Raw genomic sequence first — 13,404 nt, 5'->3', positions numbered from 1 at the left:
ATGCCAGGAAAAATCGTCCGGCCTCTAAGGCATCCGGCCGGCCGGCCGAAAAGAACCCCGCAAGGAGCCTGACATGAAAGACGTCCCCGCCATCTCCCGCGACCACGACAGGCAGATCCTCGATATCCGCCAGCCCGAACACGCCGCCCGCCTCGGCGAAGCCTTTTCCAGGGAACGGGCCGATGCCCTGGCCTCCCTGGCCGAACTCGAAGCCATGCGCTACGACGGCAGGCAGGCCCGGGAACAGACCGCGCTCGCCACCATGCTCCCCATGCCCGGCCACGCCCTCATGGACCGCGCCCCGCGCGAAGTCCTGCGCCTGCGCGCCGCCCTGTTTCTGGTGTCCTGCCACGAGCACAGGAAGAATTAAGAGGCCTCCGGCGGCCGGGGGAACCCTTCCCAAAAACTTTCCACGGGCTTCGCGGGGTGCGCGGGAACCTTTGCCCCGTTCGGGTGGGTCCGGGAGGGGGTGACCCCCTCCCGGCCGCCGGAGGCATCTTCTCTTCCCTTCCCGCACGCCGCCGATGGGCTAGCGCCGCAAGCCGAGCTGGTCCATGAGGACCGGGAAGTCGAGGTTGGCGTTGATGAGCTGGGCGCCCTGGCGGATCTTGATCTCGTCGCGCAGCTTGTGGCGCATAAGCAGCGTCTCCATCTTCTTGGCCACGGTGTAGGTGTCTTCCCGGACCACGATGATGGGGATTTCGAGGACTTCGGAGCGGGTCAGGATGATGTCGTTGGGGTAGAGGTTGCCGGTGAGGACGAGGCAGGGGCTGTCGCCTTCGAGGGCGACCAGGTGGACGTCGGAGCGGTCGCCGCCGACGATGATGGCGGAATTTTTCTGCCGCCGGAAGTGGGTCATGAAGTTTTCCACCTGCATGGTGCCGATGAGAAAGCTTTCCACGATCCGGTCGGACTTGTGGTGGGCGGAGATGACCTTGCCGCCGAGCCGGTCGGCCAGGTCCGAGACCTTGATGGCCCCCATGAGCGGGTCCTTGGGGATGATGCCGAGCACCCGGATGCCCCGGTCGCGCAGGAAGGGGGCGATGAGCGTCTGGGTCTCGTCCAGGAAATTCTGGGCCACGTCGTTTAAGATGACGCCGGCCAGATGGTCGCCGAGCTGCTCCTTGAGGACCAGCAGGTAGTCGTAATTGAGTTCCTTGGAATAGCGGTCGATGACCACGGCCTTGAGGTCGAGTTCGCGCACCACACGCACGCCGTCGGCGTTGCAGTACCGGCCGGTGTGCATGCCGCCGGATCCGCCGACGATGGTCACGTCCTTGCCGGCGGCCACTTTCTCGTAGGCGGCCCGGATGGATTCCATGACGTCGCCGGTCTGGTTGCGAAAGGCCCTGACCTGGAAATCGTGGGAAGCGATGACGGGAGTCAGGGTTTCCGGCTCCTCGTTGGTGTGCAGGATACGCTGCACGTGGTAGGCGTCGTCATCCCACATCCGGCCGTCGATCTCGCGGGGCATGGCGCCGACGGGTTTCAAGTAGCCGACGGAGTAGCCTTCCTTCTGGAAACGGAGCCCAAGCCCCATGACCACCATGTTTTTGCCGGAATACCCGGCCGTCGCGCCAACATACAATCCAGCCATGGCTGCCCTCCTCCTGCGGCCGCTTCGGGGCCGCGCCGGTCGCCGCCCGCCACGGCGGTCCGTGCCGCCGCCCCATGGATCGGGGACGGCGTCCTCGGCATAAAATGCCCGCCCCGGCCGGGATAATCAAGATAATTGGGCGGCTCGGCCGTAAAAACACCACCGGCCTTCCCTGCGGCAACTTGGAATCGCCCCGGAAAAAGGCTAGCTTCGCCCGCGTCGTTTCACGTCTCGGGCCGGGCGGAATCACCGACCCGGCATCACGGAGTGCCGCGTATGCTGCCATCTTTTGCCGTCGTCCAAGAAGCCCTGGGCCACGCCTTTGCCCGGCCGGAGCTCTTGACGGCGGCCCTTACCCACAGTTCCTGGGCCAACGAACGCGGCGACGCCCTGGGCCACAACGAGCGCCTGGAATTTCTCGGCGACGCGGTGCTCGAACTGTGCGTGTCCGAGGAACTTTTCGTCCGCTTTCCCGAGGCCCCGGAAGGCGAGCTGACCCTGCTCCGCTCCCAGCTCGTCAACGAGGGCAGCCTTGCGGCCATGGCCCGCCGCCTGTCCCTGGAGGAACACGTCCTGCTCGGCAAGGGGGAGGAAAACCAGGGCGGCCGGACCCGGCCGGCTCTTTTGAGCGACGCCTTCGAGGCCGTGATCGGGGCGATCTTCCTCGACGGCGGCTACGCGGCGGCCAAGGGCTTCATCATCCGGGCGTTCGCGGGGAGCTGGCCCATGCGGCCGGCCGCGCCGAAGACCAAGGATTTCAAGAGCCGGCTCCAGGAGTACACCCAGAAGGCCCACAAATCCCGGCCGGTCTACAGCCTGCTTGGCAGCGAAGGCCCGGAGCACGACAAGCGGTTCCAGGTCCGCCTGACCCTGCCCGACGGGCAGGTGATCACGGCTGTCGAAAAAAGCGTGAAAAAGGCCGAGCAGATGGCCGCCCTGCGGGCGCTCGAGGCCCTTGGCGAAACCGCCGGGGATGGCGAGGGGATCGTCCGGTAGCCGGGCCGCGCGAGTCACGTTGGGGGATGCGCCGGCTGGCCGCCCGCGCCGTTTCGGACCGGCCGCCCGTGGGGCGGCTTTGCCGCGGGCCTGCCGGGGCGCGTTGCGCAAGCGGCTTTTGCCGCACCTTCCCGGCACGGAAAGCCGCTTCGGGCCGGGGCACACGCAGCCGGCCTTCCTTGTCAAATTTCCGTCAGCACCGGGCCAAGCCGTTTCGGACCAGGGAGGGATCGACGCCTGCGATCCGCGCCTCCCTGGTCCTTTTTCATGGCGTACCGTTCCGGCTGGCCGGGGCCTAGCCGCTGATGAGCTGCATGGCCATCTTGGGCAGGGAGTTGGCCTGGGACAGCATGGCCACCGCCGACTGGGTCAGGATCTGCTGACGCACGAATTCCGTCATTTCGCTGGCCACGTCCACGTCGGAGATCTGGGATTCGGCGGACTGCAGGTTTTCGGCCTGGATCTGCAGGTTGGAAATGGTGTTTTCCAGGCGGTTTTGCAGGGCGCCCAGGTTGGCCCGGATCTTGTCCTTGGACACGATGGCCGCCGTGATGGCGTCAAGAGCCTTCTGGGCCAGCTCCTGGGTGGAAATGCTGCGGCCGGCCCGGCCCGTGCCGGCGGCCAGGCCGACGCCCAGGGCCGAGGCCGTGGAGTTGCCGATCTGGACGTAATAGTAGTCCTCGGCGCTGGAATTGCCGGTGCCGAAGTGGACCTTGAGTTTACCGGACGGGGTGAGGCTGTTGCCGTCGTGGATCCCGGAGGACAGGTTGCCGTTCAAGAGATAGATGCCGTTGAAGTCCGTGGCCATGGCGATTCGGGTGATTTCCGAAGCCATGGCCTGGTATTCCGAGTCGATGATCAGGCGCTGGTCCGAGGTGTAGGTGCCGGTGGCAGCCTGTTCGGCCAGTTCCTTCATGCGGATGAGCTTTTCGTCCACGACCTGGAGCGCGCCGTCGGCCGTCTGGATCATGGAGATGGCGTCGTTGGCGTTTCGCACACCCTGGTTGAGGGTGGAAATGTCGGACCGCATGAGCTCGCGAATGGCCAGGCCGGCGGCGTCGTCCGAAGCCGTGGTGATGCGAAGGCCCGAAGACAGGCGGCGGGTCGAGGTGGCCAGAGCGCCGTAGGAATTGGACAGGTTCCGCGAGGCGTTCATCGCCATCATGTTGTGATTGATAACCAGGGACATGGAAAACCTCCTTGTTGCAACCAGACGTTCCTTGTTGGTTTTGCCTGGGTACAGCACGAGCCGTACCAACATGACTTTCATCATGAAAATCATGCTGTTGCCTACAGACATGAACCCTCTGGGAAAAAAAGTTCCCTCCCGGCCGCCAATATACGCACACCCCGGGGTCCCCACCCCCCGGCCGGGGCCGGCCGGCTGGTCCGGCCGGGCAAGCTTTTCCCATCCCCGGCCGCTTTCCGTCCGAAAAGACGACGCCCCCCGTTCCTCCGGCCGATGCGTGTCGGCTTCCCGGGCAAATGCCCGCCCCGTCTGGCCCGGCCCATAAAAAAAGGCCGCTCCCCGGGGGGAACGGCCGGTGGTACCGGGAAAAAGAAGGCTAGCGCTTGAGCTGGATGACTTCCGAGAGCATGGAGTCGACCGTGGTGATGGTCTTGCTGTTGGCCTCGAACCCGCGCTGGGTCAGGATCATGCTGACCATCTCCGTGGCCATGTCCACGTTGGAGGATTCGAGGGTGTTGCCCGAGATCGAGCCCACCGAGCCGGTGTTGGCCCGGTTGGTGGTGCCCTGGCCCGATTCCAGGGTGGCGGCGTAGAGGTTGCTGCCCTCGCGGCTGAGCCCCTGCAGGTTGGTGAAGTTGGCCAAGGCCAGGGCCCACAGCTTCTGGGTCTGGCCGTTGGAGAAGGAGCCGGTCAGGATGCCGTCGGCATCCACGGACACGTTGTTGAGAAGCCCGGACGTGTAGCCGTTCTGGGAGCTGAACACCGTGGACGAGGATGTGGCGTAGTTGGTGGTGACGTTGCTGTTGACCTTCATGGTCGAGGGATTGAAATGGACCAGGTTGGCCGGGTCGTGGCCGGCGGTGGCCAGGCTTGAGCCGGAAGCGCCGGCGCTAAACCCGGCGATGTTGCTGATGCCGAAATTGAGCGCGATGTTGAGCGGGTTGTTGGTCGAGTTGGTGAAACTGGCGTTGGAGACGGACTTGAAGTTGGCCGTGAAGACCGGATAGCCGTTGCTCACATCGGCCGCGGTCCATTGGGTGGCGTCGAAATCCCCGGGGGTGGCGTTGCTGGCCTTCATCGTATAGGCGCTCATGTTTTCCATGCTGCCCGAGGAATCGAAGGTCATGGTGCCGGTCATGAGCAGGCCCGCCGCTTCCGTGCCCCCGAAGGGGGTGCCGTTGCTGGCCACCCGCCCGTCTTCGTTCGGGGCGCAGGTGACGGTGTATTCCCAGTACTCCTTGCCGTTTACGTCAGCCACCTTGTCGTAGTACGTCGTCAGGGTGTGGGGCGAGCCGTTTTCGTCGTAGACCTTGACCGTGGTCTGGTAGGAGTAGGCCGTGGACGGCATGGCCGGATCCTGGGTGCCGTCCCAGCTTTCGGTCATGGCGTAGTAGTAGTTGGCGTTGGAGGCCGAACGGGTGCTGGCGGACTTGGTGTCGGAATCCAGGTTGGTGATGAGGGTGACGCTGGAGGTCGCCTTGGCCGGGCTGGTGAACTGGCTGAGGCGTATGTCCTGGATCTCGCCCGAAACCGGGGTCTGGCTCAGGACCGTGCCGGACGCGTTGGCCGCGTCGATGCGTTCCTGGTCCACCTTCCAGCCCTGGACGGCCAGCCCCTGCGGGGTGACCAGATAGCCGTCGGAATCGAAGCTGAAATTGCCGGCCCGGCTGTAGTAGTTGGTCTGGTTGCCGGTGTTGAGCATCTTGCCGTTGGACCCGACCTGGCTCTTCTGCTTGACCATGAAAAAGCCGTTGCCGTTTATCGCCATGTCCAGGCTGTTGCTCGTGGTTTCCAGGCCGCCCTGGGAATAGTCCGAGACCACCGTGCCGACGCGCACGCCCCGGCCGATCTGCTTGTCGCCGGCGGCCGTGCCGATGTTGGCGCTCATGAGATCCATGAAATCGGTGCGCGCGCCCTTGAAGCCCACGGTGTTGACGTTGGCCAGGTTGTTGCCGATAGTGCTCATCTTCGTCGAGTTCGCCAGCAGGCCGGAGACGCCCGACCACATGGATGTTCCCAATCCGACTGCCATACTGTTATCCCCCTTGCGTCTTTAAGCCGGCGCTGCCTAGGAAGCCGCATCCGTATCAGTTGCGCTCGACGCGTTGAGCACGTTGGTGATGTCGGTGAAGGCCACGTTGCGCCCATCGCCGATATTGAGGTAATAGGTGCCGTTTTCCTGGGCGATTCCCTGCACGGTCCCGGTCATGGTGGAAGAGGTCTTGATCAGTCCGCTGTCTGCGTCGGTGGCGGTCATGGCCACCTGGTACTGGCCGTCATCCATGGTGTTGCCATTGTAATCCTTGCCGTCCCAGACGAATTCCACCGCCCCGGCCGTCGTGGCCCCGAGGTCCACGGTGCGCACGACCTGTCCCGACGTGTCGAGGACGTTGACCAGGCAGGTCTCGGCGTCTGTTGGCAGGGTGAAGGTCACGGCGCTGGCCTTGCCGTCGGCCAGGCTCACGGCGTTGCCCGTGGCTTCGATGGTCTTGCCGATGAAATTGACCGCGCCGAGCAGTTGCTGCTGCGTGCCCTGGATGGCCAGATTGTCGATGCCGGTGTTGATTTCCGTCAGCTGCTCGAGACTCGAAAACTGGGCCAGTTCGGCCACGAATTCCTTGTCGTCCATGGGATTGAGCGGGTCCTGGTACTGCAGCTGGGTGACGAGGAGCTGCAGGAAGGCGTCCTGGCCCAGGCTCGAGGAGGCCTTTTGGGTCGTTGTGGAACTACTGCTGCTGGAGGAGTCGGTTCCGAGAAGGCTGCTGGCGTAACTCATGGCGTAACTCCGTTGCTAGGCGAAAAGATCGAGTCCGGCGGCCCGGCTGGCAGTGGTCGCGGGAGTGAATCCCGCGTCCTCGGCCCCGAATCCGGTTCCGCCGTCGCGAGCCAGGCGCAGGGACGACCGCATCCGCTCCACGGCCTCGCGTTGTTCGCGGGCCAGGTTGTGCTGCTCCGGGCTTTGCCAGGTGCCCTGGTTGTCCTGGGCCAGGCCCGTCTGCACATCGAGCTTGGTCACCTTGAAGCCCTGGTCTTCCAGGGTCTGCTTGATCTTGGCCGCCTGGTCCTGGAGCATGGCCGCGGTGTCGGAATTATCGGCCATGATGACCGCCCGGACTTCCTTGTCCTTGACCGTCAGGGTGACGGAGAGCTTGCCGAGTTCGTCCGGCGAAAGGTGCAGGGTCAGCTGCTTGGCGTCCCCGCCGACGTTGCGCAGGATGCCGGTTTCGAGCTGCCGGGCCGCCCGGGCCGCCAGGGCCGGATCAAAGGTCTTGGCCGTCTTGCCGGCCCCGGCTCCGGCCACCGCGTCCATGGCGGCCATGGTCTGGGTGGCCGTGGACTGCCCGGCCGAAGTTGTCTGGCCGGAAATCTTGTCCGTGCGGACCTTGCTCCAGAAGGCGCCCCAGCCGGCTTCCTGGTCGGCGTGGTCAAAGGTGCCGCCCGCGCCGCCCTGCTGGTTGCCGGTGAAATTTCCCGCATCGCGGCCCGCGGTCTGGAGGGCGGCGGCCACGGCCTTGTCCGACACCGGGGTGCGGGGCGTGGCGGGCGTGCCCGCCTGCTGGCCGGGATCCGCCTGGCCGTTCTGGCCCGAGGCCAGGGCCTGGTCGGCCGCCACTGCGCCGGCCCGGCTAGCCAGGTCGGCGGCCGTCTTGGCCGATCCGTCGCTGCCGGCCTGCCCGGCCTGACGCGCCTGATGCGTCTGGCTTTCCTGCTGCGCCTGGCCCGCGCCGGCCGCGGGCACGTCGGCCAGGACGTCCACACTCGGCTGACTGGCGGTCGGCACATCGGAAGTCTTGTCCTTGCCGCTGTTCATGGCCACGACCTGGGCCGCCTTGCGGGCCACGTCGTCCTGGTGCAGGTCGGAATTCTTCTTGCCCGTTTCCCGCTGCCAGGCCTGGGCCATGACCCCGGCGGCCTTCTGGCGGAAATCGGCCAGGGCCTGGTTTTCCTTGCCGATCTGGGCGACCAGCTCGTTTTTGACCAGGGACATGGCCGTGGCCAGGCCCTGACCGGCCAGGCCCGAAGCGGCGTTCGACTGGTCGAAAAGCGCGGCCAGGCGCTTTTGGCCGTCTTCGGAAAGATTCATGGCCCGGGCCAGCGCGGTCATTTCCGTGGAACCGAGGCTGACCGTGCCGTCGGAGGGCAGGCCCGCCACCTTCTGGTTGACCGCCGCCCACACGGCTTCGGTCTCGCCCTTGGCCAGGGAATCGATCAGGTTCTGGGATTCGGCGGGGGTGAAGCCGAGCTTGCCGAAAAGTCCGAGGAGCTCGACCTTGTCGTCGTTGGAAACTTCCTTCTTCTCGGTGGCTTCCGTCTTGGAGACCTTCTTTTTGACCTCGTCCATCACTTCGCGCCAGGTCAGCCCCGTGGGACTGTCGGCCCGGTCCTGCATGGCGGAAAGTTCTTCGTCGGAAAAACCCTCGGCCTTCAGGTCGTCGTGGAGGGCGGCAATATCTTCCCGGGTCACGGGCAGGTTCACGAGATCCTGGTCGCTTGGCCCGGCCGTCGCCGTGTCGGCCACGGTGCTCGAAGCGGCCGAGGAGGTTTCGGACTGGCCCGCGATCGAGGCCGCGTCGGACCGGGCGCTGTCAAGCAGGCTGGCGAACAGGGCCGACTGGCGCTTGGCCAGATCGGCGCTGGAAGTGACGCTGGTGTCGGCCGCGCTTTTGGCGCTTTGGGTGGCGAGGGGAAGAATCTGCATACTGGGCCTCCTGACGCCCGGTATTCTTCAAGACCCGTTCCAAATAAAAAAGAGAAGAATCGGCAGCATCTTGCCGAATTGAAAGAAATCGGGGAGGGAGTTTTTTTCCGGCCCGGTCAGGGCCGGGAACCCAGGGCGGCCAGCCGGGCCAGAAGCGACAGGCAGCGCAGGCGCGACGGCCGGTCGCCGTCGCCGTTTTGCAGCACCCGCTCGAAAAATCCGGCCAGCGGCCGCACCAGCGGCGCGAAGCGCCGGGCAAAGCCCGTATCCGGCACGCTGCCCTGGCGGGCATCGCGCCCGAGGGCCGCGCCGAGGCCGGCCAGGCTCCGGGAGAACCGGCCGGCCAGGGCCGGATGGCCGGCCGCGAGCCCGGCCAGGGCCAGGGCGGCGCGGTCCTCGCCCCAGGCTCCGAAAAACCAGCCGAAGACCGCCTGCCACAGCCCGCCCACGGCTTCCCGGGCGTCGCACGGACCGTCCGGCCGGCCGCCTGGGCGGTGGTCCGGCGACACCGGCACGAGGCCGTAGAGGCCGGCATCGTCCCGGGCGCTTCGCAGGAGTTCGTAGCCCGGCACCCGGGCCCCGGCCAGCCGGCAGTCCTCGCCCCGGGCCAGCCTGGCCGCCACATAGGCCACCCGGGCCGGATCGAGCCCGGCCCGGCAGACCGGCCGCTCCCGGACGCAGGCCCAGCAGCCCCGGCAGGACATGCGCGGCCTGAGCACAAAATGCCCGGGCTGGTAGGGGCCGGTTTCATGGGCGCTGACCGGGCCGATGGAGAGGTTCAGCACCCGCCAGCCGGTCCAGGCGGCCAGATGCATGGGCCCGGTGTCCGGCGTGACCAAAAGCGCCAGGTCCTGGCCGATGACGGCCAGTTCCTTGAGCCCGAGCCGGCCGCACAGGTTGGTGACCGGGATGCCGGCCCGTCTTGCCGCCTCGGCCCCGAGTTCGACCTCTCCCGGCCCGCCAAGCAGCACCGGCACCAGGCCCCGGCCGGCCAGCTCCCGGACGAACCGGGCCGTGAAATCCACGCTCGGCCGCTTGTCCGGCTCGCTGGCCCCGACGAAGACGCCGACCCGTCGGCGGCCCGGGCCGCCGGTGCGCGGAGCCGGCCAGACGGTTCGGGCCATGTCCGCCACCGGCACCACGTCCAGGGCGTTCAGTTCCGCCCAGTGGAAGCGGTTGTGGCGGTTGTTGTGCACCACCGAGGCCCGGTAGAGCTGCCAGTCGCCGCCGACCCGGACCACCCCGGCCGCGTCGGCCACGGGCCCAAGGCGCCTGGGGGCGGCGAGCTCCCCGGCCAGCCGGGCGGCCTCGGGCCGGATGCTCAGGTTCACGACCAAATCGTGCCCGCGTCCAGCCAACTCCCCGCCCCGGGCCAGGGGGACATACGCGGCCGGGGGGCTCAAGGGAGCCAGCGGCCCGGCAAAGGTCGGCTCGGCCACCACCGTGAGTGCGTGCCCGGGATACTCCCTGGCCAGCCACAGGAGCAGCGGATAGGTGAGGATCAGGTCCCCCATCCGCTGGGTCTGGATGACCACGATGGAACCGGCCTCAGACGCCACGCTCGCCCTCCCCCGCTTCCGGTGTTTCCGGCCCGATCAGGCCCAGGCCGGCCAGGGTTTCGATCTTGCCGGCCAGATCCGCGGCCAGGGCGTCGAAGGCCGTCCGCGCGGCCGCCTCGATCTGTCCGTCGTCGTATTTGTGGTGGAGCTTGAACTGGTTGGCGAATGCCGAGCCGTACTGTTTGCCGCCGACGTGGGCGGCCGCGCCCGTGGCCTTGGCGTGTAGGACCGTCAAATGCCCCTGGCAGGCGGCCGGCCGGCCGGCCAGGAGCTGGCGGATGTCCAGGTCCAGGTCGTCGTACTGGGTCGGGGAAAAGCGGATGTCGAAGCCGCCAAGGCCGGTGAGAACGTCGGTGCGAAAAAGGTGGCAGCAGCCCGTGACCGAGGCGCACGGCCGGCACAGGGCATACTGGCCCCAGTCGGCCGTGGTCAGCCAGGGCCGGGCCAGGGCAAAGGCCCGGCTCTCCCCGTCCTGCCCGCGCGGCGTGGGCAGGAGATGGGTGTCGGCCGACTGGACGAAACGCGGGGCGTCGGTGGCCCGGACAAGGCTTCCCCAGACGCCGGCCCCGGGCATGGCGGCCACGGCCGCGCCGAACCGGCCGAGCCAGTCCGGAGGGACCAGCGCGTCGTCGTCGAGATAGGCCGCAAAGGCGGCGGCCCGGACCGGCGGCAGGGCGGCCAGCCAGTTGCGGGCGGCCGGGGCTCCCACGTTGACCGGCAGCGAAACAACTTCGAGCCGGCCGGCGGACCGGTCCCGGGCGGCGGCGCAGACGGCGGCCGTGTCGTCGGCGCTGCCGTTGTCCAGCACGACGATGCGGGCTCCGGCCGGCGCGAAGGCCCAGTCGGTCGCCTCCAGGGCCTCGAGGGTCCGGGCCAGAAGCGGCGCACTATTAAAGGAATACAGCAGCACGGCCACGGGGCCCGGCAGCGGCTCCAGCCGGTCGGCCAGGCCGGTGGCCAGGTCGTACAGGCGCGTGGTGGCCAGGACGTCGCAAGGCCGGCCGGCGCAGGCGGCGGCCAGCTCGGCCAGGGCGGCCTCCCGTCCGCCCTGGCGCAAAAGCGCTTCGGCCAGACGCAGCCCGGCGGCCGCCGTCGGCAGGCCGGCCAGGGACCGGCGCAGATGCGCCTCGGCCGCGTCCGTCCGGCCGGCCAGGAGGGACAGTTCGCCGGCCACCAGGGCCCCGGCCGGGGCCAGAGGTCCGGCCAAATCCGCCAGAAGAGCCGCCACCTCGGCCAAGGCCCCCTCCCCGGCCGCGTCGGCCATCGGCGCCAGGCAGGACAGGCGGTGAAGGATGCCGGCGTCGGCCGGGTCCTTGCGATGGCGGTCCAGGAGATAGGCCAGCATTTTGGGAATCTCCCGCCGGGCGGCCAGACGGTCGAAATAGGGTTCCGGCCCGGCCGGCCGGGCAGAGGCGGCCACGGCGGCCACGACGCGATTGGTCTCTGGCGGCAAAAACGGCCGGCCGGCGTGCCGGGCCGCCGCCACGGCCGCGGCCTCGGGCGCAAGGGGCGCGTCCTCCCACACGGCCAGGGCCAGGGCGTCGGCCAGGGCGGCCGGGCCGGACCATCCGGCCTCGTCCCGGGCGGCGGCCAGTCCCGGACCGCGTCCGCCGGCCAGGAGCAGGCGGGAGAGCGGCCCGGGCAGGCGGCCAAAGGGAATCGTCCCGGTCACGGCCTGGCCTTGAAGGTCTGGCGCATTACCGCGAAAAGCTCCGTCATGCGCCGGGGATAAGTGTGCTCGGCCAGGACCCGCCGGTGGCCGGCCCGGGCCAGGGCCGCCCGGGCGGCCGGATCGGCCAGGTAGCGGGCCAAAAGCTCCCCGGCCTCCTCCGGGCTCGCGTAGACCGCCACCTCGCGGCCGGGCTCGAAAAGCCGCTCCATCTGGCGGCGGGCGTCGGTCAGGAGAAAAGCCCGGCAGGCCGGCACGTCAAAGACCCGCTGGTTGACGGCCCCTTTCATCTGCAGACTGGTGGCGTTGAAATTGACGTCGGAAAGCGGATAAAAATCCGGCAGCTGGTCGTAGTAGGCCAGTTCCGGCAACCGCCGCCACCGGGTCCCCTCGCCGGCAAAGGTGTCGCTCCAGCCGGCGTCGCCGACCAGGAGCGGCCTGTGGGCCATGGTCCCCTCGACGCAGGCCGCCCGGTAGCGGCGGGTGGACTCCCAGATGACGGCCGTCTCGTAGGCCAACCGCCGCTCGGTGGTGCCGAGGGCCTCGTAGGCCGGGAGCAGGTCCGGCCGGACATCGGCCAGGTGGTCGCGGACCAGCCGCCGGGGCGAGGGGCCGAAGCTCGCGGCCAGGTCGCCGAAGGCGGCAAGAAGCTCCGGCGACGGCTCGGAGGCGGCCAGGCGCAAGGCGGTTTTAAGCCGCATGGAATTGCCGACGAAAGATACCCGGGCCCGCCAGGGATGGGCTTCGGGCAAACGGGTCCGGGGATGGAAGCGGGTCTCGTCGGCGGCCAGCGGCAGGTAGTGGACGTGGGGAAAGCCGGCCGCCCGGAGCGGTTCGAGGCTGTCCGTGTCCCAGGTGAAAAGGACGGTGTCGGCCGTGGCCGCCGGCCGGTAGAGCGGCAGGGTCAACTCCGGGCTGTCCACGAACCACGAGGCCAAGGGCAGGCGCAAGCCGGCCAGAAGTTCCAGGAGCACGCCCTCGCGGTCGACGCCCAAGTGGTTGACCGTCAGCACGAAGTCCGGGCGAAAGGCCGCAACCGCCCCGCGCACCAGGGCCACGAAGGCGTCGCGGTCGAGCTCGTCGCCGGTCTCCAGGTACCGGCACGGCGCGCCCAGGCGCTCGCAGGCCCGGGTCACTTCGCCAAGGAGAAAAAGCCGGCTGGTCAGGCACAGGACCCGGGGCAAGGCCTGTTGGAAAAGGGACCGCTGCGGCAGGGGCGTCTCGGCCGGGTGCGCCGTCAGCAGCCGGGGCAGGACGCCGTAATAGGCCGGGTCGAGCCGGAGGTAGACGGGATGGGAAACGAGTGTGGGCGTGGCCGGAACGTGGCGGACGGCGAACTCCCGGACCAGGGCGGCGGCCGTGGCCGCGTCCGGGGCGTCGATCCACAGGAGCTCCGGATCGCCGGCCACGGCCCGGCGAAGGCCCGTGGCCTCGCTTATGGCCGCTTCCTTGTCCACGACCGCCACGGGCAGGCCGGCCTCCCGGCAGCGCCTGACGGCCACGCCGAGCCCGGCTCCCAAAAAGACCGGCAGGCCGCCTGCGGCGACAAGCTCCCTGGCCCGGGCCTCCTCGGCGGCGACGCCGCTTCGTCCGGCCAGGCTCCAGGCCTTGCCGGCCACCCGCAGACGGACGTCCGCCAAGCGGTCCGCGTCAAAAACCGGCGTGGCGACAAGGGCGGCAGTGGTCATGACGCCC

The 13,404-nt window shown here is 68.4% G+C and carries 10 protein-coding genes; 2 read left to right on the top strand and 8 right to left on the bottom strand.

Annotation, left to right across the window (positions count from 1 at the left end):
- Positions 1-73 precede the first annotated feature (73 nt).
- Positions 74-370: a hypothetical protein gene (locus tag DFW101_RS01125; protein WP_009179697.1), complete on the top strand. Its 297-nt coding sequence runs from the start codon at positions 74-76 to the stop codon at positions 368-370.
- A gap of 159 nt (positions 371-529) precedes the next feature.
- Here DFW101_RS01125 and DFW101_RS01120 read toward each other — a convergent pair whose 3' ends face one another.
- Entirely contained in the window at positions 530-1,597 is a 1,068-nt protein-coding gene (locus DFW101_RS01120; protein WP_009179696.1) for a phosphotransacetylase family protein, read from the bottom strand.
- A 276-nt stretch (positions 1,598-1,873) separates the two neighbouring features.
- On the opposite strand from DFW101_RS01120, the gene rnc reads away from it, so the two are divergent.
- On the top strand, positions 1,874-2,593 hold the full coding sequence (gene rnc / locus DFW101_RS01115; protein WP_009179695.1) for a ribonuclease III: 720 nt from the start codon (positions 1,874-1,876) through the stop codon (positions 2,591-2,593).
- Positions 2,594-2,888: 295 nt separating this feature from the next.
- Here the strand turns inward: rnc and DFW101_RS01110 are convergent, their stop codons facing one another.
- From DFW101_RS01110 to DFW101_RS01080, 7 genes are all read right to left on the bottom strand, one after another.
- Positions 2,889-3,782, bottom strand: a complete 894-nt coding sequence (locus DFW101_RS01110; protein ID WP_009179694.1) for a flagellin N-terminal helical domain-containing protein — start codon at positions 3,780-3,782, stop codon at positions 2,889-2,891.
- A 376-nt stretch (positions 3,783-4,158) separates the two neighbouring features.
- Positions 4,159-5,814 (bottom strand): flagellar hook protein FlgE, encoded by a 1,656-nt coding sequence (locus tag DFW101_RS01105; RefSeq protein ID WP_009179693.1) that lies wholly within the window; start codon positions 5,812-5,814, stop codon positions 4,159-4,161.
- Between the two features lie 36 nt (positions 5,815-5,850).
- Positions 5,851-6,558 carry a flagellar hook assembly protein FlgD gene (locus DFW101_RS01100; protein ID WP_009179692.1) on the bottom strand — a complete coding sequence of 236 codons (708 nt, stop codon included), beginning with the start codon at positions 6,556-6,558 and terminating at the stop codon, positions 5,851-5,853.
- 15 nt (positions 6,559-6,573) lie between these two features.
- The gene (locus DFW101_RS01095; protein WP_009179691.1) at positions 6,574-8,481 is read right to left on the bottom strand and encodes a flagellar hook-length control protein FliK; all 1,908 of its coding nucleotides are present in this window, start codon (positions 8,479-8,481) and stop codon (positions 6,574-6,576) included.
- Positions 8,482-8,597: 116 nt separating this feature from the next.
- Positions 8,598-10,040: a glycosyltransferase family 9 protein gene (locus tag DFW101_RS01090; protein WP_009179690.1), complete on the bottom strand. Its 1,443-nt coding sequence runs from the start codon at positions 10,038-10,040 to the stop codon at positions 8,598-8,600.
- Complete coding sequence (locus DFW101_RS01085; RefSeq protein ID WP_009179689.1) at positions 10,030-11,712, bottom strand: glycosyltransferase; 1,683 nt, start codon at positions 11,710-11,712, stop codon at positions 10,030-10,032. The genes DFW101_RS01090 and DFW101_RS01085 overlap by 11 nt, the downstream gene beginning before the upstream one ends.
- A complete protein-coding gene (locus tag DFW101_RS01080; RefSeq protein ID WP_009179688.1) occupies positions 11,709-13,397 on the bottom strand; it encodes a CgeB family protein in 1,689 nt (562 codons plus the stop codon). The genes DFW101_RS01085 and DFW101_RS01080 overlap by 4 nt, the downstream gene beginning before the upstream one ends.
- Positions 13,398-13,404 lie beyond the last annotated feature (7 nt).

It is taken from the genome of Solidesulfovibrio carbinoliphilus subsp. oakridgensis (assembly GCF_000177215.2).
GTDB lineage: Bacteria > Desulfobacterota > Desulfovibrionia > Desulfovibrionales > Desulfovibrionaceae > Solidesulfovibrio > Solidesulfovibrio carbinoliphilus.
The sequence above is the reverse complement of the archived record's forward strand: the minus strand, read 5'-3'. Positions and strand labels throughout refer to the sequence as shown.